Raw genomic sequence first — 25,579 nt, 5'->3', positions numbered from 1 at the left:
TCGCCCCGCTCCGCTCGCCCAGTTTCCGGATGGGTTTCGCACTTCGGGATGGCTTGCAACCCATCTGCGTGCGCGTAACCCATCCCGAGACCTGGCGGAGGTGGTCGCGTGGGCGGAAGCCATCTCGAGATGGGTTTCTGGCGTTGAGTTGCGGTCGTCGTGGTTTCCGGATGGGTTTCGCACTTCGGGATGGCTTGCAACCCATCTGCGTGCGCGTAACCCATCTCGAGAGTGGCGTTTTCATCCCGAGGCTCGCGTTTTCGTCTCGAGACTGCTGCCTCGCGCCGCAGTGCGCCGCCGTGCCACAGACGTGCCTTCGCCCAAAGCCAGGCGAAAGCCCAGGCGGAGCCCGCAGGGTGGGGGAGCGGATCCACGTGCTTCCGCCCACGAACAACTGACGCGAAGACAGGGAACCTCATGGCTACGTTTGTGCTCATCCACGGTGGCGGCTCGTCGGGCTGGGATTGGAACCTGGTGGCGCCGAAGCTCGAGGAGGCCGGGCACCGCGCGATCGCGGTGGACCTGCCGATCGAGGAGCAAGGCTTGTCCCTGGTCGACTACGCCGAGTCGGTCTCGTCGCAGCTCGACGAAGCGAGGGGCGACAGCTCGGACGGTGACGGTCAGAGTGAGAAGCTCGTGATCGTCGGCCATTCGCTTGGCGGCTTCACGGCGGCTCTCGTCGCAGAGCGCCTCGACGCCGACGGGCTCGTCTACGTTGCCGGCATGATCCCGCAGCCGGGCGAGACGATGCAGGAGTGGTGGGATGCGACGGGCCACAGCGCGCTCGGCGTCGATTCCTCGGACGAGCAGGTGTTCTACAACCTCGTACCTGACGACCTGGTGGTCGACGCGAAGGCGCACGCTCGCGAGGAGACGGGGTCGTGGATGGACGCGCCGTGGCCGGGCGTCGGTCGTGAGACGCGGACCGGTTTCATCGCGGCTCAGGATGACCTGTTCTTCCCGCTCGAGTTCGCGCAGCAGCATGCGCGCGATCGGACAGGGGTCGAGGCCGTGGTCATCCCTGGCGGGCATTACGTGGCCATCGGCGCGCCGGATCCTCTCGCGAAGGCGCTTGCGGAGTTCGCTGACGGACTCTGACCATTCGGCTGGGTACGCTCGAGGGATGCAGCAGCTCACCGAGGCCCAGATCCGGGACGCGTTTGTGAACGCCTCGCGCAAGGAGGTCAGCGACGTGACCTTGCCGCCGGGGTTCCACGAGGTCGACTGGGAGCGGCGCGACTACCTGGGGTGGACTGACCCGAAGCTGGGTCGTCGCGCCTACGCGGTCATCCCGGTCGATGACGAGCTCGTCGCGATCGTGTTCGAGCGGGCGCGCAAGCTCCCCACGCGGCGGGCCATGTGCTCGTGGTGTGAGGACGTCACGCTGCCGAACGACGTCGTCTTCTACAGCGCGAAGCGCACGGGGGATGCTGGGCGCCGCGGCGACACGGTCGGCACGCTGGTGTGCGCAGCGTTCGAGTGCTCGGCCAACGTGCGCCGCCTACCCACGTCCGCGTACATCGGTTACGACCGGGATGCGGCGCGCGAGCAGCGCAAGGAGAACTTGCGGGTCCGTGCGGCGAGCTTCGCGCGCAACCTTCGCGACGGGGCCTAGCCGACCGAATTCCTGCATCTGGGTCTCGATCCGATGAATACCTCCTTCCGGGGGTGGCGAGTGTCGGTGGTGTGCGCCATCGTGGGGTGACGAAAGCCACTCAACGAGGAGCGACCTGTGAGCCACGACGCGAAGAACAGCGGAGCCGCACTCCGCGAACCTGAACTCCCACCCGTAGCGGTCGAGGACCTCGACCCGAATGCTGACAAGCCGAGGTGGACCCCAGCGAAGGTCGCGATGTGGGTCGGCATAGGCCTGCTCGGTGGGCTCGCTTGGACGATGCTCGCGATCGTCCGCGGCGAGACGGTCAACGCCATCTGGTTCGTGTTCGCTGCCGTCTGCACGTACGTTATCGCCTACCGCTTCTACTCGAAGCTCATCGAACGCAAGCTCACGAGGCCGGACGACCGCCGAGCAACACCCGCCGAGTACAAAGCGAATGGCAAGGACTTCGTTCCGACCGACCGCCGCGTGCTCTACGGGCACCACTTCGCCGCCATCGCGGGCGCTGGCCCACTCGTCGGGCCAGTGCTGGCCGCACAGATGGGCTACCTGCCAGGCACCGTCTGGATCATCGTCGGCGTTGTCCTCGCGGGAGCCGTGCAGGACTACCTCGTCCTGTTCTTCTCCACGCGCCGCGGCGGTCGCTCGCTCGGGCAGATGGCCCGCGACGAGCTCGGCGTCATCGGCGGTGTCGCCGCGCAGATCGCCACGCTCGTCATCATGATCATTATCGTCGCGATCCTCGCGCTGGTTGTCGTCAATGCCCTCGGCGAGAGCCCGTGGGGTGTTTTCAGCGTGTCGATGACGATCCCGATCGCGCTCTTCATGGGCCTCTACCTGCGCTACCTGCGTCCGGGCAAGATCACCGAGATCTCCATCATCGGGTTTGTGCTCCTCATGTTCGCGATCGTTGCGGGCGGTTGGATCGCTGACACCGAGTGGGGCACGCAGATCTTCACGCTTGACCGCACGAGCATCGCGTGGGGCATCATCATCTACGGCTTCGTCGCTGCAATCCTCCCCGTCTGGCTGCTGCTCGCACCGCGCGACTACCTGTCCACGTTCATGAAGATCGGCGTCATCGTCATGCTCGCCGGTGCGATCGTCATCGTGCGCCCCGAGATCGAGGTTCCGGCGTTCAGCGAGTTCTCGAGCCGCGTCGACGGGCCCGTGTTCTCCGGCTCCCTCTTCCCGTTCCTCTTCGTGACGATCGCCTGCGGCGCCCTGTCCGGGTTCCACGCGCTCATCGCATCCGGAACCACTCCGAAGCTCGTGGAGAAGGAGAAGCAGACCCGCTTCATCGGGTACGGCGGCATGCTCATGGAGTCGTTTGTCGCGATCATGGCGCTTGTCGCGGCCCTCTCGATCGACCGCGGCATCTACTTCGCCATGAACTCCTCGGCCGCCGCGACGGGAGGCACCATCGAGGGCGCGGTCGCCTTCGTCAACTCCCTGGGCCTGACCGGGGTGAACCTGACCCCGGATGCGCTGTCGACGATGGCCACGAACGTCGGCGAGGAGACCATCGTGTCCCGCACCGGCGGCGCACCGACCCTTGCGGTCGGGCTCGCGCAGATTATGCAGCAGTTCATCGGCGGCGTCGGCATGATGAGCTTCTGGTACCACTTCGCGATCATGTTCGAGGCGCTCTTCATCCTCACGGCAGTGGATGCCGGAACCCGCGTCGCGCGCTTCATGCTGCAGGATGCGATCGGCAATTTCGTGCCGAAGTTCCGGGATCCAGACTGGCGGCTCGGCGCCTGGATCGCCACGGCCGTCATGGTCGCAGGCTGGGGCGCGATCCTCATCATGGGCGTCACCGACCCCTTGGGTGGCATCAATACGCTGTTCCCGCTGTTCGGCATCGCCAATCAGTTGCTCGCCGCCATCGCCCTCGCCGTCTGCCTCACGATCGTCACGAAGAAGGGACTCTTCAAGTGGATGTGGATCGTGGCCTTGCCGCTCGCCTTCGTCGCGGTGGTCACGATCACGGCATCAGCGTTCAAGATCTTCTCGCCGGTGCCGGCCGTCGGCTACTGGGCGCAGAACGCGGCCTTCCGGGAGGCGCTCGCGGCGGGCGAGACGAGCTTCGGCAACGCGAAGACGGTCGAGGCCATGGAAGCGGTCGTGCGCAACACGACCGTGCAGGGGTCTCTGTCGATCCTGTTCGTGACGCTGTCGATCATCGTGATTCTCGCCGCCCTCATTCGCACGTTCAAGGCAGTGCGTGGCGACCTCGGGCAGAGCACGGAGGACCCGGCCACGCCGTCGCGCCTCTACGCGCCGGCCGGCTTCCTCCCCACCAAGCCCGAACGGGAGCTGCAGCGCGAGTGGGACGCAGTCCCCTCCGACAAGCTCCCGAAGATCGTGAGGCACTGACATGACGGCGAGTTCGGAGATCGGGTCCGGGATGCGCTCGGCGGCGGGCGCAGTCGGGCGCGCCGCGCGGGCCGTCCGGTGGTACGTGAGGTCGATGATGGGTGACAACGCGTACGAGGTGTACGTCGCGCATCAGCGCCGCGCGCATCCGGGGGTCGAGCCGATGGGCGAGCGAGCCTTCTGGCGCGAGCGCACCGACGAGCAGGACAGGAACCCGCAGGGGCGCTGCTGCTGAACGGCGGCGATCGACGGCGTGCAGCCCGGAAGCCCGTTACGCCGCGCGCGGCCTAGCTCCGTGCGCAGTGCGCCGGGTGGCTCGAGCAGCGAGGTCTTAGCCGCCCGCGACGCCCTTCGCGGCGCGGTGTGCGATCACGAGACTCGAGATCACGCCCGTGAGCGTCGCGATGACGGCGAGTGCGAGCGACACCAGGTACGGCGCGACGGTCCCCGCAGAGAGCACGGACACGACAGCGAAGACGATTCCGGCTCCGGCCCCCGTGTTCGCGGCGCGGAGCGCCGCCTCGTGGCCAGTACGCCAGGCTTCGTCGGACGCGCGAGTCGCGGCAGTTCGCAGGCCCGCGTAGCCCCAACGGTCGAGGCGACCATCCGCTCCCCAACGCACCGTGAGCATGCTCACGAGGTTGCCGACGAAGAGGATCACCGCCACAGCAATGGCAGCGGGGAAACTCGGCGGCTGGAGTTCGATCACAGGAGTGATGGGTTCGGCTCAGAGAGGAGCGGCGATGGTGTCGGCAACGCTCGGGGGAGCGGTGCGCGAACGCCTACGCACGCTTCTGCGCGTAGCCGCTCGTGTCGTCGTCTTCGTCGGCGTCATCATCGTCGAGGTACTCGGACCACTTCGAGAGGATGTCGTCGGCTGGTTCTTCAGCGGCTGGAGGAGTCGCCGGATAGCTCGAAGAGCCACCGGAGAGTTCACGTGCCAGCGCGTCATAGTTCGTCTCATGTACGGAGTACTTGAGCTCACGGGCGACCTTGGTGTGCTTCGCCTTTTGACGGCCACGCCCCATGCGTAACCCCCTTATAAATCGGGCCGGGCAGGAATGGCCACCCGGTCGCAAGTCGTTAACGAAAATCTGACGCTCACATTACCACGGCGGCCGAGCTAATCTTCGGTGCGCCGACCCGGCCACGTCACCGCGCGTCTCTAGACTGACCCCTACCGGACGGAAGCTCGTCGACCGCCCGAGTGACCGCACAGGTGCGCCCCAGCGCCTCGACAGGAAGCCGGACGTGCTCGCCGTGAAAACCGATATCGACCTCGTGGTCATCGGCGCGGGTGTGCCCGGCGTGACGGTCGCGGCGACGCTCGCCGAGATGGGCCTGCGCCCGCTGAGAGACTTCGTCGTCTTCGACGCCGAACCACAGCCCGGCGGGTCCTGGGGGCGCGGCTGGGACTTCCAGACGGTAGGACACACGCCGCTCCTAGCGGGGCCTCCGGGGCTTTCCGAGCTCGGCATCCGGCTCAGCGATCAGGACCCGGAAGCGATCGTCCGCGACATCATGCCGCCGCTCATGCGTCGCTACGAGGATGCCTACGACCTCTACGTCGCACGCCCTGTGCGGGTGCTGCGCGTCGAGGCGATGCGCAGGTCCCCGCTGCTGACGGTGCACATCCAGGTAGGCGACCGTCCTCCCCGCACGATCACGACGCGCTACGTCATCAACGCGACGGGGGACTGGTCGTCCCCGTTTGTGCCCTGGTATCCGGGCGCGCTGGACTTCGCGGGCGAGCAGCTGCCGTCTGCACACCTCGAGTCGCTGGCGGAGTTCGCGGGCAAGCGTGTGCTTGTCGTCGGTGGTGGGCGTTCGGCTGTGACGATCCTGCGTGAGCTCGAGCCGATCGCGGCCACCACCGCGTGGTCGACGCGCCGCGAGCCTGACTTCCATGAGCTTCCGCGCCTGACGCTCCCGTCGCGCACCGATTCGCGACAGCGTGAGATGGATGCGCGCCACGAGGCCGAGTTCGTGCGTTTCGTCGAGCGCGGCGAGCGCCTCCCGAGTGAGGTCAGCGTCCGCGGGATCCCACTCTCGCGCGGCACGCTCGCCGCGATCCGGCGGGGGCTGCTCGTGTCTCGTGGACCGCTCGTGAGCATCCAACCTGATGGCGTCACGCTGGCGAACGGCGACCGTTTCGTGGCAGACGCCATCATCTGGGCAACGGGAAGCCGCCCGACGATGCGTCACCTCGCGCCGCTGCAGTTGCGCGAGCAGGGCGGCATGGCTCGCCTGCGTGACGGGTGGAGCCGCCGCGACAATCGCGTCGCGCTGCTCGGGTACGGCACGAACCGACGCAACCCGATAGCGGCACGCCTCGATGCCGAGCGCCTCGCCGAGGGCGTCTTCGACCGCCTCGGCGAGACTCCCGCCGACGTCAAGTAGGCATCCCGGCCCTCATCCCCGCTCTCTGCCTCTGCCTCTGCCTCTGCCTCTGCTCTCTGCCGGGCTAGCGCCCCTGCGTATGAGTGAGCCAGATGCACCCTCTGGGCGGCGGGAGCCCGCATCCCACTGACTTTTCCGCGCGGGCGGCGGTGTCGTTCAAGGGGTCGCAGAACCCGCGCGCGGAGGCGGATGCGCCCCTAGCCGCGGTGCGGGGATGCGAGCACCGACCTGACAACGGGGCGTGTGCTGAGAAGTGCGAGCCAGACGGCGCCGAATCCGAGCGCAAAGCAGAGCGCCATCGTCAGCATCGCCAGCGGCGCGACGATCAGCGAGGCGCCCACGATGGGCAGTACGAGCGCCACCGCGGCTCCAGCACCGCCGAGCGCGGCGAGCAAGAGCGGCGCCCAGACCTGAGAGCGCTGTGCCTTCTCGAAGACCCTGCGAGGCATGCCCGCGCGGTCGAGGGAGATGAGCAGCTTGCGCTCGTCGAGGATCGCCGATGCCTGCGAGACCCCGACAGTGCACGCCAGCATGAGGAACGCGATGAACAGCGTTAGGAAGACGCCGGTGCGGAGGTCCGTCATCACGGTGAGGTCCTCCGCCGAGACTCCCTCTGTGCCGCCGACCATGTCGAGCAGCGCGAGCCCGCTGCCGCCGATGACGGCGACAAACGCGATCATCGCGATGCCGGACACGCTGCGCCATGCAACGCCGGGGGCCTCGGCGAGACGGCGTCCTGCGATGAGGCGTGCTGGCGTCTTCGCGCGCTTCGCCATCTGCCTGCCGATGAGTCCGACGAGCGGCCCACCCGTGAGGTTGATCGCGAGCATCCCAACCGCGAACGGCACGAACAGGGCCAGGACGATGCCAACGATCCCGAGGGCTGTCACGAGCCCCTGGGCGATGCTGATGAGGCCAAGAGCGACGAGCAGTGCCACGGCCCCGCCGGCGAGCGCGAACCACTTCACGCGCGGCGCCTTGTCGCGTTTCCGCACACCGAGCGGCGTGACACGAACAGCGGCGAGCCCTGCGAACGAGCTCGCTGCGGCGAGTGCGGCGATGCTCGCGGCCGTTGCCGCCAGGATCGGGAAACCTACCCACATGGATGCGGCCCCGACCGGTCCGCCGTAGAACGGCAGCAGCCCGACTAGGGGGAGCAGCCCCGCGTACAGGACCGCCCCCGCGACGATGCCGACGATGGCGATGAGGGTCGCCTCGGCCACGGCGAGCACCGTCACGATGGTCGTGGATGCGCCGAGGAGTCTTAGCGTCGCAAGCCGTTCGTCGCGGCGCCTGGCGGAGAGGCGCGCGGCCGCGACGCCGAGGGTGAGCAGTGGGACCGCGAGAAGCGCGAGCGCGAAGACGGCGAAGAATCCGTGCGACTGCATGCCCGGAGGCGGGTTGAAGAGCATGATTGTGCCACCGACGACAACCAGGGTGAGGGCGGTCACGACGGCGAATGCAACCGCCGGGAGCGCGACGGCTGCGATGCCGACGGTGTCGGGGCGGGTGAGCATGCGCAGGATCGTGAGGAACGGAATGCGACCGGTTCCGCGAGGTGCTGGGCTCGGGGCTGCAGTCGAGGTTTCGGCCGTCGCACGCGTCGCGGCGTCGGACGGGATGGAGTCGGTACCTGGGGCGAGGAAGCCGGCCTCGTGCCTGGCGGTCATGCGCGGGCCGCCGTGTCGTCGAGGATGCGGCCGTCGCGCATCCGGACCGTGCGGTCGCAGCGGGCCGCGACGTCTGGGTCGTGAGTGACGACAACGAGGCTGCGTCCGGCGCGCGCTGTCGCGGCGAGCAACGCCGTCATGACATCGGCGCTCGTGGCCGAGTCCAAGGCGCCCGTCGGCTCATCGGCGAACACGATTCGAGCACCAGTGACCTGGGCGCGGGCGATCGCAACACGCTGGGCCTGACCACCAGACAGCTCGCCGATGCGACGAGCCTCCATGCCGCCAAGCCCCATTGCGGCGAGCCATTGCGCTGCCGCCTGCTCGGCGCGCTTCCGGTCGACGCCGCACAGCATGGCCGCGATGGCGACGTTCTCGAGCGCGGTGAGCTCCGGCAGGAGCATCCCCTCCTGGAAAACGAAGCCGAACTCGGTGCGGCGCAGATCTGTGCGCTTGGCCTCCGACATGCCAGTCACCTCGCGGCCGCCGCCGTCTCCGTAGAGTTCGATGCGCCCCGAATCTGGTGCGATGATCCCGGCCAGGCTGTGCAGGAGCGTCGTCTTGCCCGAACCGGAGGCACCCATGATCGCAAGTGCCTCGCCAGCCCGGACCGCGATACCGACGCCGGCGAGCGCCGTCGTCGCACCGTAGGTCTTGGTGAGCGAGTGCGCCGCGAGCACCGTGCCGGCCTCCGGCAACCCGGCGGGGGTCAGCCCGGTCACGAATTGCGGCTGAGGAGTGAGCATGCCCGCACCCAGCTGCGCCGTCCGGGGCAGCTGCGGGTGCTGGACCTGTGGGTGCACTGCTGATGTCTGGAAGCCTGGTTGCGGAGTCATGCTTCCAAGGTGCCGCCAAGGGGGTGCGCGCCTCGACCGCCTGAGGGCGCATCCGCCCCTCCTCTGGGAGGGCATTGCGCGCCGCGCGTCATCCGCGAGGATGACGAGCAAGCGCGACGAGCAAGCGCGGAGGCCCAAGCTCCGAGCCGCTACCAGGCGAGTAGGCCGAGACCCAGGCTCTCGCCAAGCAGCTGGCCGACCGTCACGCCGATCAGTGCCGCGAGCACACCCCAGAGCATCTGGACGGCCACAATGATCGCGGTCTTGCCGACTTTGCGCGCGCTCAGGGCGTTCGCGGCGTCGAGCATCACGGAGCTCCACGAGCTCATTCCCCCGCAGAAGCCCGAGATGACGATCATCGAGGCGACCGTCGGCAGGGGCAGCAACCCCGCAGCGAACCCGGCTACGAGCGACGCGAGCACGTTGACGATCATGAGGCGCCACTCAGGGGCGAGGCGACGCGATGGGGCTGCCACGAGAGTCGCGGCTGGGTCATTCTCGGCGACGGCAGGCTCCGGTTCACGCATCCGCGGCCAGCCCTCGACGGCGACGTAGCGGATGCATGCGCCGACGCCACCCGCGACCGCGACGGCCAGGATCATGAGGATGTTCATCAGCGCATCCCCTCGTTCGGCGCGTACGGGTCCCGGCCGGGGGCGGTCCCCGGTCCGGGAGTAACTGGGCCTTCCGCGGGAGCGGCAGTCGTCGGAGGAGGTGAGATGCGCCGGCCGATGGTGCGCCCGAGGAAGACAGCCGCGATGCCGCCGATCGTGCCGACGGCAAACGCGATGATCGCCCAGGCGGACGTCGAGAAGACCAACGCGAGCGCCAGGGCGATGAGCGAGAACGTCGTGAAGCCCCCGCAGAACCCCGGGCCGAGCGCGGCGCGCCACGCGGCCAGCTGAGGAGGCCAATGCGCGCCGGCGATGATGCCAAGCGCGAGGGATCCCGCGAGGTTCGCGATGAGGGCCGTCACGATGTCGGAGTCGAGCACGTGCACGCTCCCCGCCGAGAGCTCAGCCAAGCTGGCCGAGCCCTGAGCCATCGTGGCGGTCGCCATGAAGGAGCCGAGCCAGAGGCGGGCGAGAGTGCCCGCGGCTCCGCCGAGGAACACGACAAGGAGGAGACGGGCTGGCGTTGGCACGCCGCAACGGTACTCCCGTGCCGAGTGCTGCGCTAGCGCAGCGGCCTCCGGTGGGCGGCGCCCGTGGGTGGTGCTGACAGGCGCCGCGCGCGCCGCGCGCTGACCAAATTCAGTGCGATTCAGCGTCTTTTTGCCCCAAGAAGGCGCTCATCGACCCGAGTTTGCACTGAAGTTGGACAGGGAGCGGTGAGTGGACTGGGGGGTCTAGCGGCGTCCTGGCTCCGCGTGCTGGCCAACTTCAGTGACGAACAGCGATTGTCTGCCGGGAGGCCGACGCAAACAGCCGAGTTATCACGGAAGTTGGCTGCGGTGGGCTGGGCTTGGGCAGCGTGGACTTGGCTGCGGTGGGCTGGTATGCGAGCGCGCCGGGCGCGACGAAGGGCCGCTCCCCGAGGTGGGAAACGGCCCTTCGTGCCCTACAGATCGCTCGCCCGGCCGCAACCGGCCTCGCTCGGCCCGGCTGCTGGCTAGGCCCCTGGCGTGTTGTTCGTATCGCGGGAGCCGAGGGCGTGTGTGATGCGCTCGCGGACTCGCTCGAGCTCTTGGTCGAGGAAGGTCACGATGCCGGGTGAGAGGCGCTGCTCACTCTGGGCGGCGCGGAGCTCCTGGCGGAGCTCGTGTCTGAACTTGTTGAGCACGAGGTCGGCCTGCGACATCGCTTCCAGTTGCGCGCGGCCGGCCTCACGCTGCGGATTGCTGGCGCCGCCGGAGGGACCGCCGCCAGCGCTGGCCGCGCCGCCTTCCGATGCCCCTTGTTCGTTCTTGCTGCTTTCCCAGACGTGTGAGCTGCTGGCCGATGCCCAGGAGTCGTACCTGCCGTGGGTGCGGTGCTCGGGGCCCGAACCGGCTGGAGCTTCGGGGGGTTGAGGCGTCCCTGGGGTCTGCGGCGGGGTTGGCGCCTGAGGTGGGTCCTGGGGTCGCGGCTCACCCGAGGCCGTCGCTCCGCCGCCGAAGCCTGGCGGGGTGAACCCTGGCGGCGTCTCGCCTGGCGTGGAGATGGGGGCCTCGCGAGGTTCGTTCCAGCCCTTCGCGGCTCCGGCGAAGAAGCCACGCGCGGATGCGGCTCCCGCGGCCCCTGCGCTCGCGGCCTTCTCGAACCCGGCTCGTGCATCCGGGCCGAGCTCCTGGGCGAGCCTCGCGAACTCGGCTCGCAACTCTTCGCGCGCGCTGGTGAGGCCGTGCCGAACGTCGGCGGCGAGGCGGCGGACCGACGAGTCGACGTCCTGCTCGATGGATGCGAGCTCTTCTCGTCGTGAGTCGAGCTCGCGCCTGCCGGCTTCGGTGATGCGGTAGACGCTCTTGCGGCCGTCGTTGTGCTTGGTGACGAGGCCTTCTTCCTCGAGCTTCGCGAGGCGCGGGTAGATGGTGCCCGCGCTTGGCGAGTAGGTGCCGTCGAAACGCTCTGAAAGTGCCTGGATGAGCTCGTAGCCGTGGCGCGGCTGGTCCTCGAGGAGGCTCAGCAGGTACAGGCGCAGGTGTCCGTGGGCGAAGACTGGCGGGGTCACTCGGTGCCTCCCGGCTTTGTGGTGTCGGATTCGGTCTCGCTGCTGGCGTCGACCTCGATGCTGCCGCCGGGCTCCGAGTCCGCACCTGAAGTGCTGTGGTTGGGCCCGCTCTCGGCGGTGGCTGTGTCCACGTCGGGGACTGGGCAGGTCACGAGTCGCGAGTCGATGCGGTCGTCGAAGTCGGCCGGGGCCTCTCCGGCGCGTGGCGTTCGCGCGGACAACATGACGGACACCCGACCGGTGACGGTGCTGATGCGCACGTCGGTGACTTCGCCTTCCCTGGGTTCCGAGCGGTAGGTGGTGCCGCGAAGCGGTTCGAGGTGGAGCCCGTCGAGCTGCACGGACGAGCCGACGGTGGAGACCTGGTAGCTCGGGTTCGTGTCGCCGGGGAGCCGCACCGTGGTGGCCCCGCTGACGGACTTGTTGGCGATGAGGCTCGGTGAGCCGGAGGTGACGTCGACGATCGTGACTCCCGACACCGTGCTGCCGTCGAAGCTCACAAGCGGGCCGGTTGCCGTGACGTCGCCCGATGCGGTCTTGACGACGGCCTTGCCGGCGTGCCCGCGCACGCTGATCTCACCGCCGATCGAGTTGAGGTGCAGCTCGCCGCGGGTGGCGTCGAGGAACTGCTCGCCGCCGACCGTGTTGATGTCGATGCGCCCGTTGATGCCCGCGACGAGCACCTCTGAGCTGACGCCGAGCACGTCGACGTCCACGCCTGCTGGGACCAGCACGCTGATGACCGCGGTTGGCTGGTTCCAGATGGTCTTCGCGGACGTCTGGACGTCGGTCCAGGAGAGCTGGGGGTGGTCGATGAGGAGCTGGTCGCCGTCGATGGCGATCTTCAGGTCACGCCCTGTGAGCCCTGACACCTCGATGCGGGTGCTCGGTTCGTTGTGGGCGAGCACGCTGATGGCGCCGCCTGCGAGTCTCGCGCGAACGCTGCGGACGGTCTGCACGTCGATGACGCGGGGCCCGTCCACGATCCACTGTTCAATAGCCACTGCTGCTCCTCGGAAGGGGTGTTCATGATTCGCGCCCGGCGCGGAGCCGAGCAACTGCGAGTCAAGTTATATCGCGAGTCTGAGTATTCGCGCTATATCGCGACTGGCGGGATCTGTCGGAGACTCGAACGCGCGGGTGCGACATACTGGGGCCGTCCGGCAGCCGCTGGCGGATGCACCACCGCGGGAGTGCGACATCATCACGCAGGACTTCACATGGGTGTCGACGCTCGTCGCTCTCATCTTCGGGGCTGGACTCTCCTGGGTCGCCGTGCACCGCACGCGGACGGAGCCGCGCCGGCTGAGCAACGGCGTGTGGATCGTGGCGGCCTTCGTCGTCGCGGTCGGGGCGATCTCGAGCTTCGACGGTCGAGTCGCGGGGCTGGTCGGCGCGCTCACCTGGCTGCCGCTCCTGCTGTCGCCGCTCCTGCTGCTCGTGCTCATCGTTATGCTCTACGTCAATGGCGCCCGGATGCTGCGGCGCGAGGGCCGTTCGCTTGGCAACCTGCTTTCGCTGGTCGTGGGACTTCTCCTGACTGCCCTCGCCGCGCTCCCATTTGTCGCGATGCTCGTCCAGAGCGACGCCTTCCTCGCCGTGGCTCTCTTCTTGGCGCTTGGTGCCGCCTACCTCGGGGCCGCCTTCGTCGTGTTCCTCGGCTACTCGTGGCTCTACGCGCGGCTCGTCCGGGGCACTGTCGGGACGTGGGTGATCGTGCTCGGCTCAGGCCTCTCTGGCGGCAGGCGCGTCCCGCCCCTGCTGGCGTCGCGCATCCGCGCGGGGTTGGCCGCGGCGCAACGGGCCGGGGCCTCGGTCGTTGTCATGTCGGGAGGGCAGGGAAGCGACGAAGCGCTGGCCGAAGGGCGCGCGATGCGTGAGTGGGCTCTCGACCCCGCCAACGCTCTCGACGGTGGGGAATCCGCCCGACTGTCGGTTGCGGCGGCAGAACCGCGCATCCTGAGCGAAGAGGAGTCCGTGAACACGGAGGAGAACCTGCGGTTCACGCAGGCGATCCTCGAGCGGGAAGGCATCACCGGGCCCGGCATCATCGCCACAAGCAACTACCACGCGATGCGAGCGGCCATGTTGGCGCGCGAGCTGGGTATCGACGCGCAGGCCGTGCAGGCGCCTGTCGCCCGCTACTACTGGCCGAGCGCGATCCTGCGGGAGTTCGCCGCGATCCTGCGCCGGTACTGGCTGCTCAACCTCGTCGCGGGGTTGCTGTTCGCGTTTCCGCTGCCAGCCCTCGGGCTCTGGGTCTCCTTGAGTTGGGTTTCACTGGGCTGACGTCATGGTCGGACCGCGTGCGCGGTGGTGGATCAGCGTGAATGTCGGAGAACATATTCCGTGAACTCTTTTCGCCAGATCCTGCAATACCTGTTGTGAGCACTGACAACCAGATCATCGAACGGTCGCGGGCCGAACCCGCTGCCTTCGCCGAGTTGTACGACCGGCACTACCGGCTCGTGCACCGTTACGCGGCTCGAAGAACCAACGCGGAGGTCGCCGACGACGTCATGTCGGAGACCTTCCTCGTCGCCTTCGAGCAGCGCAGCCGCTTCGACACGGCAAGGGGTGAGGTGAAGTCGTGGCTGCTTGGCATCGCTACGACGCTCCTGAAGAAACACTGGCGCCTCGAGGCGCGGGAGTGGCGCAGCTTCACGGCGTCCGACGCCGCTGCGCTGACCGAGAACCGTGACTTCACTGCAGACGCGGAGGCCAGGGTCGACGCGGGTGCCCGCATGCGGCGCTTGGGTTGGGCGGTGGCTTCCCTCTCGAAAGGCGGTCGGGATGCGCTGCTCGAGCGGGCGGCGCGGGCGCGGGGTGCGAAGTCTGGTTCTGCCCGCCCCACGGCTGACCGAGCGAAATTGCGCCGCGGACTCGGTTGGGGTCTCGTTGGTCTCAGCGGAGTCGCGGTAGTGTCTGGCGCGCTGGTGCTGAGTAACCTCACGACGGTGAACGGGGGCGACCAGATCGGCCAGGCACCCGTTGTCGCGTCAGAGTCGCCGGCAAGCGGTTCGGCCACTGGCGAGGCCAGGACGGCGGAATCGGTGCTGAGGGATGCCGCAAACAAGGCGAGGCAGGTGGAAGACCCCGTACTCGCTGAAGGCCAGTACCTGCTGCTGGAGACGGAGATCGGGACCTCCGCGTGGGAGGGGACCACCGACGTGAACCCCGAGGTGAGTCCAGTGGCTTGGATGATTGGGCGGACGGTGCAGCTTTACGTTGCCTGGGATGACAACCAGGAATCGATTGCGGTGAACGGGCTGGAGTCGGTTTCGGAGACCCTCGGCCCTGAGTCAGAAGCCGCCGCCGCCCGTTGGCTGCAGGAGCAGCCGACGGAAGTTGACCCCGCGACTATGGTCTGGCGGTTCAAGAATTCCGAAGTGATGATCGGCAAGGTGGCCGGAACCCAAGCGGCGTATGCGGCGTTGCCCCGTGACCCGCAGGCGCTCTTCGACTACTACGTCGCCGATCTCGACGCGTCCTCGCCTCAGTACGACGCGGAGTGCCTCAGAGCGCTGCAGACGCAGCTCAGAGATGGGGCCACGCCAGCCGACGTTCGGGCCTCGCTCTACGAAGCGATGCTGCTGATTCCGAGTCTCACCCTCGTGGATGCACCGGTGGAGGTGAACGGAGTCGCGGCCACTGCGCTTAGCGTCGATGACACCGTCTTTCCCATCCGTGAGCAGGTTCTGATCGATCAGACGACGGGTGCCCTGGTCGGCATGCAGACTGTCTACACGATGGCGTCGAACGGGCTCCCCGCTGGGCACGTCAAGGATTCTGCCTTCTACACGGCGGAAGTTGTCGACGGGGTTCCGTTTTAGCTCGTCGCTCGCAGGCCTCCCACTGAGCGCTGCCCAGATCACGGATTCGGGGAGCGCTCAGCGGGGTTCCGGCCGCTGTCGGAGGTGCGTGCAAGACTGACGGCGTGCACAAACTCGCTGAGATGAGCTTGAGAAACCGCGCGCTGATCGCCCTTGTGACGCTCTGCGTGCTCCTCTTCGGTGGCCTGTCGATGACTTCGCTCAAGCAGGAGCTGATCCCGTCGGTCTCTCTGCCCATCGTGTCGGTTGTCACCACCTACCCGGGGGCATCGCCCGAGATCGTGGACGAGGACGTGTCCCGCCTCGTCGAGACCTCGCTGCAGGGGTTGCAAGGCCTGTCCTCGACGCAGGTCACTTCGAGCGCGAACCTCTCCTCAGTGACGGTCGAGTTCGAGTACGGGACCGACACGGTCTACGCGGAGCAGCGCATCCAGCAGGCCCTCAACCGCATCGAGAGCCAGCTGCCCGAAGGTACCGAGACGACCGTGTTTAGCGGTTCGATCGACGACTTCCCGGTCATCCAGATCGCGGCAACAGGCGGCACGAACGCCGAGGAACTCGCTGCGAGCCTTGAGAGCTCCACAGTGCCTGGCCTCACGGAACTCGATGGCGTGCGCGAAGCGGCAGTCAGCGGAGCTCCCGTCTCCCGCATCGAGATCACGCCAGACCAGGCAGCGCTCGCGGGCGCTGGTGCCAGCATCCAGAGCATCAGAGACACGCTCGACGCGGCTGGCACGCTCATCCCGATCGGCCAGATCACGGAGGGCGACGACGCCCTCACCGTGCAGGCCGGCACGCTCCTCGACAACGTCGACGCCATCGCCGCGCTCCCGCTGAGCGGCGCGACTCCGCCCACGACGACCCTCGGTGACGTCGCCACGGTGCAGCTCGGGCCGGAGCCCGCGACCTCTATTTCCCGGGTCAACGGCGAGGACGCGCTCACCGTGTCCGTCACCAAGCTCGCGAACGCAAACACCGTTGAGGTCTCGCAGGCCGTTCGGGATGCACTCCCAGCACTCCAAGCGTCCATCGGCGGGGGAGCGACCCTTCAGATCGTCTTCGACCAGGCCCCGTTCATCCAGCAGTCCATCGACACGCTGGTTGTTGAGGGCCTGCTCGGGCTGGTCTTCGCCGTCATCGTGATCTTCGTCTTCCTGCTGTCCTTCAGGGCGACGCTCGTCACGGCGATCTCCATCCCGACATCGCTGCTGGTGACGTTCATCGGCCTGCAGGCCGCCGAGTACTCGCTCAACATCCTCACGCTCGGTGCCCTCACAATCGCGATCGGACGAGTTGTCGACGACTCCATCGTTGTCATCGAGAACATCAAGCGGCACATGTCGATGCACCCTGGGGCGAGCCTGCGCGGCGCCGAGCGCGTTCGCGTCATCACTGAAGCCGTCCGAGAGGTGGCGACAGCTGTCACGAGCGCAACCATCGCGACCGTCGCCGTCTACCTGCCCATCGCGTTTGTCGGCGACATCTCTGGCGAGCTCTTCAGGCCGTTTGCCCTGACGAGCGTCATCGCGCTCCTCGCATCGTTGCTCGTCTCGCTCACGATCGTGCCGGTGCTCGCCTACTGGATGCTCGGCGGTAGGCACTTGAAGCGCAAGGCCCGCGTCGGCACCGCCGAGACGTGGTCAGGCAACAGTGAGCCGACCGAATCCGCCGAACCCGCCGAACCAGCACAGGACCGCGAGCAGGTGCTCGCACAGGAAACAGCCCCCGCAACGGGCGGCGTTGTCGTGCAAGAATCCGCGACAGCGACAGGAAGCAGTGACGTCCCCGTCGAGCCCGTCAGGGTGCGCCCGCGCCGCGAACGCGCCCAGCGCGACGCCGGTCGCTTCGCCCCCCTCGGGCTGCGCAGCGACGATGAGGAGCTCCATCCGCGCCGCGCGCTCCGCCGCCAGGCGGAGCAGGAGGCCGCTGTCGCCGGTCGCGCCGAGAACGGGCCAGACTCCGAGCTGGCAGGGGCTGACGAAGAATCGAGCTGGCTGCAGCGCGGCTACGAGCCTGTGCTCGGATGGACCCTGCGCCGCCCCTTCATCACCCTCGGGGCTGCGTTGCTCATCCTCATCCTGACGGGTGCCCTTGCGCCACTCATGAAGACCAACTTCCTCGGCAACACGGGCAGCAACAGCTTCACGGTCACGCAGGCGCTCGAGCCGAACCTGACGCTCGCGGCTTCCGGCGAGGCGGCCTCGCAGGTCGAGGACATCATCCGCGCCAAGGAAGGTGTCGAGACCGTGCAGCTCACGATCGGCGGAGGCGGCGCAGCGTCCCTGTTCACGGGCGGCGGCGCATCCCGCGCGAGCTTCTCCGTGACCACGTCGACCGACGCTGACTCCGACGCCATCCAGGCGGAGCTCCGCGACGATCTCGACGCCCTCCCAGAGGAGACCGGCGAGATCTCCGTCGGAGGCGGGGGAAGTGCGGGCTTCTCGAGCGCCATCAGCGTCGACCTCACCGCGCCAGACTCCGAGACCCTCCGCGAGGCCAGTGACCAGGTCGTTGCAGTGCTGGCCGGCGTCGAACAGCTCGGCGAAGTCACAAGCGACCTCGACGAGACGCGCCCGTTCGTGGAGATGGACATCGATCAGGCCACGGCCGCACAGTACGGGCTCAGCCAGACCGCTATCGGAGCCATCGTCGCGCAGCAGCTGCAGCCGACCCCGGTCGGCTCCCTCACGGTCGACGGCTCGAGCGTGCAGGTTGTCCTGCTCGGTTCAGAACCACCCGCGAACATCGACGCGCTCCGCGCCACGAACATCCCGACTGCCCTCGGCCCGGTTCCCCTCACCACGCTCGCCACGGTTGAGATCGTCGACGGACCAGTCTCGATCTCGTCAGAGCGAGGCGTACCGCTCGCGTCCGTCACGGTCGTTCCCACCGACGACAACCTCAGCTCGGCCAACGCCCTCATCACCGAGCAGCTCGAGACGCTGACCCTGCCGGAGGGCGCTACCGCGGTGCTCGGTGGTGTCAGCTCAGACCAGGCGGCTGCCTTCCAACAGCTCGGGCTCGCGCTCCTGGCGGCGATCCTCATCGTCTACATCGTCATGGTGGCCACCTTCAAGAGCCTCCTCCAGCCGCTGCTCCTGCTTGTGTCCGTGCCCTTCGCGGCCACGGGGGCGATCCTGCTGCAGCTCGTGAGCGGCGTGCCGCTGGGAGTCGCCTCCCTCATCGGCGTGCTCATGCTCATCGGCGTCGTCGTCACGAACGCCATCGTGCTCATCGACCTCGTCAACCAGTTCAGGGCGCGGGGGCTCGCCGTGCGCGAAGCGCTGGTTGCCGGCGGTGCACGACGAGTCCGCCCCATCGTCATGACGGCGCTCGCCACGATGCTTGCCCTCACCCCGATGGCACTCGGCATCACCGGCCACGGCGGATTCATCTCGCAACCGCTTGCGCTTGTTGTCATCGGGGGGCTGCTGTCCTCCACGGTCCTGACGCTGCTCGTCCTACCTGCGCTCTACTCGGTGGTCGAAGGGCCCCTTGAGCGTCGGCGTGCGAAGCGCGAGGCTCGCATCGACGAGGAGCTGGCCGCCGCGCACGTCGAGTGACGCTCGTCCGCTAGGTGATTGCCGACTGCCGCCGTCTACCGTCGAACAGGGCTGCGCCAGCGGCCGTCGCTGCCACGCTTGAAGCTCAGCAGCGCAGCCTGCAGGCAGAGCACGGCGTCAAGCCAACGCAACAGAGGTAGGAGGGCTGACCACTTCACGAAAGCACGGCGCCGTGAGATGCAGAGGGCCACGACCGTCAGCGCGAGATCGGCGACGAAGAACGCGATCAGCAGCAGAAACGCCGGGAAGCGGGCTGCCAGGTCTTCGAAGGAATCTGCAGCCACCACTTCGGGAAGCCCGACGACGAAGGACACCAGCACGAGCACTGGCGTGAGCGCGATGAACAGTGAGCTCAGCGTGATCTCGATGACGGAGAACGCCGCCAGCGTGCCGAAGCGAGCCTGCATCCCCGAATGCCTCCGCAGCGTCTGCCAGAAGCCGAGGTTCCAGCGCCGCACTTGCGCGACGTAGCTGCGTAGCGTGTCGGGGTCCTGCGTGTAGGCCGTTGCGATTCGGGGGTCAAAGGCAATGCGTCCGAGCCGTTTCGCATGTACCTCGAACGTCATGTTGTAGTCCTCGATCACGAGTCCCGGAGCTGAGATGTCGACGTGCTTGAGGATGCGGGTGCGGTAGAGCGACGCGAACCCTGGCACGATCATGACCGCGTTCGCGAAGCTGGCCGCCTGGCCGAACTTCAGCAGGTACTGCATGACGACGTACATGCGGTCGCGGTGGGTGATGAGGAGCTCGCCGAGACGCGACGTCGGGCCGGGGAACAGTGCGGTGCGTGCTGTGCCAGCCACGGCGACGACGCCGTCGTCCGCGAAGAGCGGGAGCGCGAAGTCCAGATAATCCGGCGCGAGCACCGTGTCGGCGTCGAGCAGCATGAGGACTTCGAAGCGGTCCGCGAGCCTGAACCAGTCGATGGCGAACTCCAGCGCTCCCGCCTTCCCTCGGTTCGGCGAGATGTCCACGACGTTGGCGCCCTCGGCCCGTGCGATTGCGGACGTCGCATCCTTCGACCCGTCCGAGGCGACAAACACATTCGCGAGGGGCACGTGACTTCCCGCGGAGCGCACAGTGCGCTGGATGCCGCTCGCTTCGTTGTGTGCCGCAATGAGGATGGCGACATCGCGGGGGAAGAGGAGCGCGCCCGTGCCCGTGTGGTCGAGGTCGCTCAGGCGGAACCGGCGCTCCCGCACGGCCCGGATCGCTGACGTCACTGTCCAGAAGGTGGCGTTGGCTCCGACAAACAGGAAGAGGATCAGCGCCGTCAGGAGGAGCACTTCGTTCGGCACGACTTGAGCTTAGCAAGGTGCCATCGGGTCGCGATGCTTCACTCACTTTGCTGAAGGCGGGTAGTCCACCACGTGGTGCTTGCGTTGTCATGGAGATCTTCCCGTTTTGGCCGATCTTCTTGGCCTATCGGGCCGGAATTAGTTGAATTGGCAGGCTGAGAGCAGGACGTGTCAATATTGGAGCCCTGTGGTGCTCGGGTCGCGAGGTAGCCTCAACCTCAGATCTTGACGCGCTCCGAGGAGCGTTCGCGTGGTCATTCTCTGTTTACTTCGTCGCTGGGGGGCGTCAATTGTCGCGGGTACAATCACTACTGAGGAAACCAAGGTCTGAAACACCGGTTCGAGACTTCGATATTGCGATCGTCGGGCTCGGCTACGTCGGTCTGCCGACCGCTCTTGCGTTCTGCGCCGCAGGGTCGAAGGTCCTGGGGATCGACATCAGCGAGGGAAGGCTTGCTGCCATCCGTTCGGGTCAGGTGGACCTTGTGGAGGGCGACCGCCTGCGGCTCGGGGCGGCGAACGCCACAGACGACGGCTGGACGCTCTCTCATGACGTTTCCCTCCTCGCCCGCGCGCGGGCTGTCATCGTCTGCGTGCCGACGCCGATTGATGCACACGCGGTTCCCGACCTCCGGGCGCTCAAGGGCGCGTGTGCGGCGGTGATCGACGCCGTGACGCTTGGACAGCTGCTCATGCTCACATCGACTTCCTACGTGGGATGCACCAAGGACCTCCTCGTCGAGCCGCTCATCGCTCGCGGGCTCCAGCCGGGCATCGACGTCCACGTCGCCTTCAGCCCCGAGCGCATCAATCCGGCGGATGAGGCGTTCGGCCATGAGGACGTCCCCCGTGTGGTTGGTGGTTCGACGCCTGAGTGTGCGGCGGAAGCTGCGGCCATGCTCGGGCGCTACGTCAACGCGACTCACGTTGTTGACACCCTGGAGATCGCGGAAGCGTCGAAGCTCCTCGAGAACACGTTCCGTGCGGTGAACATCGCCTTCATCAACGAGTTCGCGAGTGTCTGCAGAGAGCTGGGCGTTCCCGTCACCGACGTCATCGACGCGGCGGCGACGAAGCCGTACGGCTTCATGCCGTTCCGTCCGGGACCGGGCGTTGGCGGCCACTGCATTCCGTGCGACCCGCACTACCTTCTCTGGCAGCTGCGGGCCGACCGAGTCTCCTCGCCCATCCTCGAGCAGGCAATGACCGGACTCGCGCACAGGCCCGCACGCGTCGCGGCGAGAGTCAACTCGATGCTCGCGGCCGACGGTATCGCGCCGTTCGGCGCCAGCGTGGTCGTCTTCGGCGTCGCCTACAAGCCGAACGTGGCCGACGTGCGCGAATCGACGGCCATCGAGGTCATCGAGATCCTCCGCAAGCAGGGAATGCGGGTTTCGTTCGTCGACTCGAAGGTGCCGTCCATTCGCCTCTCCGATGGCGAACTCCTGGTAGCAAGCGAGGCGAGCCAGCAGGTCGACGCCGACCTTGTGGTCCTGCACACGAAGCACGACGACACGGAACTTGAGTGGCTCCAGGGCCGCCCGCGAGTCCTCGACGCCACCTACACCCTCGAACCCCGCGCCGGTCTGAGCCTCATCTAGTCGCTCAACCGACCCACAACTTCATCCAGTCAGCAGAAGAGAAGGACACCGCACCACTATGAGAACTCTGATCACCGGAGGCGCCGGATTCATCGGCAGCCACCTCACCGACGAGCTTGTCGCTCGCGGCGACGAGGTCGTTGTGCTCGACGATCTTTCCACAGGCCGCCTCGACAACCTCGACGGTGCCATCGCCTCAGTCCGTTTCGTCGAGGGGAGCGTGCTCGACGCGCCACTCGTCGACGATTTGGTCTCGAAGGTGGACAGGGTCTTCCACCTCGCGGCCGCGGTCGGCGTGCATACGATCCTCAACGAGCCGCTCAAGAGCCTCCGCACCAACCTCCACGGCACCGAGAACGTGCTTGAAGCGGCGCTGCGCCACGACGCTGCCGTGATGCTCGCCTCGACGAGCGAGGTGTACGGCAAGAACACGGCGGATGCCCTCGATGAGGGTGCAGACCGCATCCTCGGCTCCCCGCTGACCGCGCGCTGGACCTACGCCGCAGCGAAGGGGCTCGACGAGTCGTTTGCGCACGCCTACGCGAGGGAGCACGGCCTGCGCGTCGCGATCGCGCGGCCCTTCAACACTGTCGGCCCACGTCAGACGGGCAGATACGGGATGGTCGTGCCCAACCTCGTCCGCCAAGCCCTGACCGGCGAGCCGCTCACCGTGTACGGCGACGGATCGCAGAGCCGATGCTTCGGGTACGTCGGGGAAGTCGCACCCGCGATGATCTCGCTCGTCGAGGAGGAGCGTGCGTTCGCGCGGGCCGTGAACCTCGGTGGCGCGCGTGAGGTCTCCATCTTGGAGCTCGCGACGATCGTGCGCGACCGTACCGGTAGCTCGAGCGACATCGTGCTTGTGCCGTACGCGGAGGCATACGGTGAGGGGTACGAGGACATGCAGCGCCGCGTCCCGAACAACGCGCTGGCAGCGGAGCTCATCGGCTACGAGCCACGTCTTCCTCTCGAGGGGATTATCGACGCCGTCGTCCAGGGGGAGCGGGGCCGGCTCGAAACCGCCAAGAGCGCATGAGTGGGCAGCAGCCAAGCGAGACGAGCTCGGCGTCCGCAGCCCTGAAGCGATTTGACGCCCCTCTGGCCATGGTCGTCTCGCTAGCGCTTGCCACAGGGGCAGGGGCAGCTGTCATCCGGCCGGCGGCACCCGCCGAGGCCGTCGAGTCGGGGGTTCCCGTCGTCACGCTCACGTTTGACGACGGCAACATCGACCAGCTCCTCGGCGCCGAGATTCTCGACCGGCACGGCCTCGATGGCACCTTCTACGTGCAGAGCGGCGCCCTCAACATGGAGGGCTACCTCGCCACAAGTGACCTCACGCGTCTGCAGAACGCCGGCCACGAGATCGGCTCCCACACAACCGGCCACGTCGACCTCTCGAGTGTCAGCACGGATGAGGCGATCAGGCAGGCCTGCACCGACCGTGCAAACCTCGCCGACCTTGGCTTCGTCACCACGAGCCTCGCCTACCCGTACGCGGGGTTCAGCGAGTCGGCGAGGGAAGCGGTCGAGGAGTGTGGTTTCAATAGCGCACGACTCCTCGGCGACCTGCAGTCGCCCGACGGCTGCACCGACTGCCCACCGACCGAGAGCATCCCGCCGCTCGACCCGTTTGCGCTCCGCGCGCCGGCGCAGGTCAGCGAGGGATGGACGCTCGAGGATCTGAAGGGTCTGGTCACCCAGGCGCAGGACGCCGGCAGCGGATGGATGCCCATCACGTTCCACCGAGTCTGCGAGACCGCAGGGTGTTCGACCATCGGCGTCACCACTGAGACGCTGGAGGCCTTTGCCGACTACCTCGAGTCCGAGGTCCAGGCGGGAGCCATCGACGTGCGAACCGTCGACTCGGTCATCGGCGGCGCAGCGAAACCCATCAGGGACGGCGACTGGGCACCTGGCCAGACCGCGACCGACGGAAACCGTGTCGTGAACCCGGGACTCGAAGAATGGCCGACGGGTGCATCCGCGCCAACCTGCTGGGACACGAACTCGTGGGGCACCCACACCGCCAAGTTCACGCGAGTCGACAGCGGGATGAAGATGGTCGTCGACGTCAGCAACTACGAGAGCGGCTCGTCGTCGCTCATGCAGAAGCTCGACCTCGGCGAGTGCGCGCCCGCGGCCGAACCGGGGGCGCAGTACGTGCTCAGTGCGACGCATACCTCGACGGTCGACACGCAGTTCGCGGTGTACGTGCGCGACGCCCGCGGGGCCTGGCGCTACTGGGAATCGAGCCCCTGGTTCGACCCAAGCGCAGCTTCGAGCGAAGCCACGTGGACCACACCTGCGCTCCCCGCTGACGCGACGGCCCTCTCGTTCGGACTCACCGTCTTCTCGAACGGGTCGCTCACGCTCAACTCGTCCTCGATGGTTGTCGTGAAGCCGGGAGAGCCGACGCCGACGCCGACGCCGACGCCGACTGCGACTGCGACTGCGACGCCGACGCCGACTGCGACTGCGACGCCGACGCCGACTGCGACTGCGACTGCGACGCCGACGCCGACGCCGACTGCGACTGGGACGCCGACGCCGACGCCGACTGCGGCGCCGACCAAGACACCGAAGCCCACCAAGACGCCGAAGCCGACTTCGACGCCGAAGCCAACCCCGCCACCCGCGAACCTCAAGTGCAACGCGAAGTGGACCTTCCACGACGCGTATGACCGGTACGGCAACTGGGGCTACTACCTCGACCCGACGGGCACTTACTCGTACGACCCGTGGGAGAAGTACTACTTCTGGGACAACGGCTTCATCAAGAACGGCAACGCTCCCAAATGCAAGGTTCCGTAACCGCGAGATCATCCCGGAAGTCAGCTGTGGCGGGTCTGGCGGCGGTGCTCCTCGTGAGCATCGCCGCCTGCGCCGGGCCGGTGTCTGAGGGGGGCCGCGGCAGCGCCGCGGAGAAGACGTACCCGTGGCACACGGAGATCGTCGCAACAACCTTCTGGGTTGGCGAAGTCTTCGATCCCAACGCCGCTGACGGCAGCCAGATGTTCTCGACGTTCGACGACAACTGGTACGCCAATTACGGGGGATGCGATGGCGTCATCGTCGACGGGGTCTGTCAGACGGAGGCCAGGTCAGCTGGCAACAACTACTTCCCGACGCAGACGACCGCCAAGGAGAACCCCTTCTACCTCGATCTCCCGTTTGACGACGTCAACAACCAGAGGGCGGCCGAGATGCGCCAGCCGATCATCCCCTGGTCAGGGGAGCCTGCCTACGCGCAGGGGAAGACCGATCCTTCCTTCAGCCTCATGAAGAACCGGTGGGTGCAGCTCGAACACGACGGGCGCACGTGCTACGGCCAGATCCAGGATGCGGGTCCCGGCGAGTACGACGACGACACGTACGTCTTCGGAGCTGACGATGCGAGGCCCAAGAACGAGCGCTACGGGGGAGCAGGCATGGATGTCTCGCCAGCCCTCAACTCGTGCTTGGGGTTCGCGGACATCAACGGGGTCGAAGAGGGCGTCTCTTGGCGCTTCATCGACGACGCCGATGTTCCAGACGGACCATGGACGGTCCTCGTCACTACCTCGCAGTAGCGACCGTCAAACCCGTGAGGAGGGCGCGCATCCCGAACCCGAAAGGGGCCGGTATGCACGCCTTCGGTCTGCCGGGGAACAGGTGGCGCGCATCCGCCCTGGTCACGGCGGCCAACCTGAGCTAACCTGGCAAGTTGGGCATGCGCCGATTCTTGTGTGAGCA

At 67.4% G+C, this 25,579-nt stretch carries 21 protein-coding genes; 12 read left to right on the top strand and 9 right to left on the bottom strand.

Annotated elements, in window-relative coordinates; translation table 11 throughout:
• Positions 1-417: 417 nt before the first annotated feature.
• From FHX72_RS16975 to FHX72_RS16960, 4 genes are all read left to right on the top strand, one after another.
• Complete coding sequence (locus FHX72_RS16975; RefSeq protein WP_183626645.1) at positions 418-1,098, top strand: alpha/beta fold hydrolase; 681 nt, start codon at positions 418-420, stop codon at positions 1,096-1,098.
• A gap of 25 nt (positions 1,099-1,123) precedes the next feature.
• On the top strand, positions 1,124-1,615 hold the full coding sequence (locus FHX72_RS16970) for an FBP domain-containing protein (RefSeq protein ID WP_068476438.1): 492 nt from the start codon (positions 1,124-1,126) through the stop codon (positions 1,613-1,615).
• A gap of 117 nt (positions 1,616-1,732) precedes the next feature.
• Positions 1,733-3,997, top strand: a complete 2,265-nt coding sequence (locus tag FHX72_RS16965) for a carbon starvation CstA family protein (RefSeq protein ID WP_183626643.1) — start codon at positions 1,733-1,735, stop codon at positions 3,995-3,997.
• A gap of 1 nt (position 3,998) precedes the next feature.
• Entirely contained in the window at positions 3,999-4,232 is a 234-nt protein-coding gene (locus tag FHX72_RS16960) for a YbdD/YjiX family protein (RefSeq protein WP_235812568.1), read from the top strand.
• 96 nt (positions 4,233-4,328) lie between these two features.
• Here the strand turns inward: FHX72_RS16960 and FHX72_RS16955 are convergent, their stop codons facing one another.
• Both FHX72_RS16955 and FHX72_RS16950 read right to left on the bottom strand, forming a co-directional pair.
• Entirely contained in the window at positions 4,329-4,706 is a 378-nt protein-coding gene (locus tag FHX72_RS16955) for an SdpI family protein (protein WP_183626641.1), read from the bottom strand.
• 73 nt (positions 4,707-4,779) lie between these two features.
• Positions 4,780-5,025 (bottom strand): DUF3073 domain-containing protein, encoded by a 246-nt coding sequence (locus tag FHX72_RS16950; RefSeq protein WP_068476443.1) that lies wholly within the window; start codon positions 5,023-5,025, stop codon positions 4,780-4,782.
• Positions 5,026-5,248: 223 nt separating this feature from the next.
• Between FHX72_RS16950 and FHX72_RS16945 the strand changes: the two genes are divergently transcribed.
• Complete coding sequence (locus tag FHX72_RS16945) at positions 5,249-6,397, top strand: flavin-containing monooxygenase (RefSeq protein WP_068495115.1); 1,149 nt, start codon at positions 5,249-5,251, stop codon at positions 6,395-6,397.
• A gap of 197 nt (positions 6,398-6,594) precedes the next feature.
• Here the strand turns inward: FHX72_RS16945 and FHX72_RS16940 are convergent, their stop codons facing one another.
• From FHX72_RS16940 to FHX72_RS16915, 6 genes are all read right to left on the bottom strand, one after another.
• Positions 6,595-8,067, bottom strand: coding sequence for an ABC transporter permease family protein (locus FHX72_RS16940; RefSeq protein ID WP_183626639.1), 1,473 nt, complete (start codon positions 8,065-8,067; stop codon positions 6,595-6,597).
• Positions 8,064-8,903: an ABC transporter ATP-binding protein gene (locus FHX72_RS16935; protein ID WP_244964361.1), complete on the bottom strand. Its 840-nt coding sequence runs from the start codon at positions 8,901-8,903 to the stop codon at positions 8,064-8,066. The genes FHX72_RS16940 and FHX72_RS16935 overlap by 4 nt, the downstream gene beginning before the upstream one ends.
• A 149-nt stretch (positions 8,904-9,052) precedes the next feature.
• Complete coding sequence (locus FHX72_RS16930) at positions 9,053-9,517, bottom strand: CrcB family protein (protein ID WP_183626637.1); 465 nt, start codon at positions 9,515-9,517, stop codon at positions 9,053-9,055.
• Positions 9,517-10,047, bottom strand: coding sequence for a fluoride efflux transporter FluC (locus FHX72_RS16925; protein ID WP_068476450.1), 531 nt, complete (start codon positions 10,045-10,047; stop codon positions 9,517-9,519). The genes FHX72_RS16930 and FHX72_RS16925 overlap by 1 nt, the downstream gene beginning before the upstream one ends.
• Before the next feature lie 467 nt (positions 10,048-10,514).
• Positions 10,515-11,552 carry a PadR family transcriptional regulator gene (locus FHX72_RS19990; protein WP_183626635.1) on the bottom strand — a complete coding sequence of 346 codons (1,038 nt, stop codon included), beginning with the start codon at positions 11,550-11,552 and terminating at the stop codon, positions 10,515-10,517.
• Positions 11,549-12,556: a DUF4097 family beta strand repeat-containing protein gene (locus FHX72_RS16915; RefSeq protein WP_183626633.1), complete on the bottom strand. Its 1,008-nt coding sequence runs from the start codon at positions 12,554-12,556 to the stop codon at positions 11,549-11,551. The genes FHX72_RS19990 and FHX72_RS16915 overlap by 4 nt, the downstream gene beginning before the upstream one ends.
• Before the next feature lie 136 nt (positions 12,557-12,692).
• Here FHX72_RS16915 and FHX72_RS19845 point away from each other — a divergent pair, with 136 nt between their 5' ends.
• The 3 genes from FHX72_RS19845 to FHX72_RS16900 all read left to right on the top strand — a co-directional run bounded on the left by FHX72_RS19845 (position 12,693) and on the right by FHX72_RS16900 (position 18,948).
• Positions 12,693-13,841 (top strand): ElyC/SanA/YdcF family protein, encoded by a 1,149-nt coding sequence (locus FHX72_RS19845; protein WP_183626631.1) that lies wholly within the window; start codon positions 12,693-12,695, stop codon positions 13,839-13,841.
• Positions 13,842-13,936: 95 nt separating this feature from the next.
• Positions 13,937-15,385, top strand: a complete 1,449-nt coding sequence (locus FHX72_RS16905) for an RNA polymerase sigma factor (RefSeq protein ID WP_183626629.1) — start codon at positions 13,937-13,939, stop codon at positions 15,383-15,385.
• A 122-nt stretch (positions 15,386-15,507) separates the two neighbouring features.
• Positions 15,508-18,948 carry an efflux RND transporter permease subunit gene (locus FHX72_RS16900; RefSeq protein ID WP_221187029.1) on the top strand — a complete coding sequence of 1,147 codons (3,441 nt, stop codon included), beginning with the start codon at positions 15,508-15,510 and terminating at the stop codon, positions 18,946-18,948.
• 35 nt (positions 18,949-18,983) lie between these two features.
• Here the strand turns inward: FHX72_RS16900 and FHX72_RS16895 are convergent, their stop codons facing one another.
• Positions 18,984-20,246, bottom strand: coding sequence for a glycosyltransferase (locus FHX72_RS16895; protein WP_183626625.1), 1,263 nt, complete (start codon positions 20,244-20,246; stop codon positions 18,984-18,986).
• A gap of 290 nt (positions 20,247-20,536) precedes the next feature.
• Here FHX72_RS16895 and FHX72_RS16890 point away from each other — a divergent pair, with 290 nt between their 5' ends.
• From FHX72_RS16890 to FHX72_RS16875, 4 genes are read left to right on the top strand one after another with little or no spacing between them, the layout of a single operon-like run.
• Complete coding sequence (locus tag FHX72_RS16890; RefSeq protein WP_221187028.1) at positions 20,537-21,847, top strand: nucleotide sugar dehydrogenase; 1,311 nt, start codon at positions 20,537-20,539, stop codon at positions 21,845-21,847.
• 58 nt (positions 21,848-21,905) lie between these two features.
• Positions 21,906-22,883, top strand: coding sequence for an NAD-dependent epimerase/dehydratase family protein (locus FHX72_RS16885; protein ID WP_183626623.1), 978 nt, complete (start codon positions 21,906-21,908; stop codon positions 22,881-22,883).
• On the top strand, positions 22,880-24,658 hold the full coding sequence (locus FHX72_RS16880) for a polysaccharide deacetylase family protein (RefSeq protein WP_183626621.1): 1,779 nt from the start codon (positions 22,880-22,882) through the stop codon (positions 24,656-24,658). The genes FHX72_RS16885 and FHX72_RS16880 overlap by 4 nt, the downstream gene beginning before the upstream one ends.
• A gap of 53 nt (positions 24,659-24,711) precedes the next feature.
• Positions 24,712-25,416 carry a hypothetical protein gene (locus FHX72_RS16875; protein ID WP_235812571.1) on the top strand — a complete coding sequence of 235 codons (705 nt, stop codon included), beginning with the start codon at positions 24,712-24,714 and terminating at the stop codon, positions 25,414-25,416.
• Positions 25,417-25,579 lie beyond the last annotated feature (163 nt).

The organism is Pseudoclavibacter helvolus (assembly GCF_014191305.1).
In the GTDB taxonomy this organism is placed as follows: domain Bacteria; phylum Actinomycetota; class Actinomycetes; order Actinomycetales; family Microbacteriaceae; genus Pseudoclavibacter; species Pseudoclavibacter helvolus.
Note: the sequence above shows the minus strand (reverse complement) of the source record. Positions and strands in the feature narration are given on the sequence as shown.

What these genes read in the sequence shown, in the direction of transcription:
- FHX72_RS16975 (WP_183626645.1), top strand. Translation starts at nt 418, where the DNA reads ATGGCTACGTTTGTGCTCATCCACGGTGGCGGCTCGTCGGGCTGGGAT.
- FHX72_RS16970 (WP_068476438.1), top strand. Translation starts at nt 1,124, where the DNA reads ATGCAGCAGCTCACCGAGGCCCAGATCCGGGACGCGTTTGTGAACGCC.
- FHX72_RS16960 (WP_235812568.1), top strand. Translation starts at nt 3,999, where the DNA reads ATGACGGCGAGTTCGGAGATCGGGTCCGGGATGCGCTCGGCGGCGGGC.
- FHX72_RS16950 (WP_068476443.1), bottom strand. Translation starts at nt 5,025, where the DNA reads ATGGGGCGTGGCCGTCAAAAGGCGAAGCACACCAAGGTCGCCCGTGAG.
- FHX72_RS16940 (WP_183626639.1), bottom strand. Translation starts at nt 8,067, where the DNA reads ATGACCGCCAGGCACGAGGCCGGCTTCCTCGCCCCAGGTACCGACTCC.
- FHX72_RS16935 (WP_244964361.1), bottom strand. Translation starts at nt 8,903, where the DNA reads ATGACTCCGCAACCAGGCTTCCAGACATCAGCAGTGCACCCACAGGTC.
- FHX72_RS16930 (WP_183626637.1), bottom strand. Translation starts at nt 9,517, where the DNA reads ATGAACATCCTCATGATCCTGGCCGTCGCGGTCGCGGGTGGCGTCGGC.
- FHX72_RS16900 (WP_221187029.1), top strand. Translation starts at nt 15,508, where the DNA reads ATGAGCTTGAGAAACCGCGCGCTGATCGCCCTTGTGACGCTCTGCGTG.
- FHX72_RS16885 (WP_183626623.1), top strand. Translation starts at nt 21,906, where the DNA reads ATGAGAACTCTGATCACCGGAGGCGCCGGATTCATCGGCAGCCACCTC.
- FHX72_RS16880 (WP_183626621.1), top strand. Translation starts at nt 22,880, where the DNA reads ATGAGTGGGCAGCAGCCAAGCGAGACGAGCTCGGCGTCCGCAGCCCTG.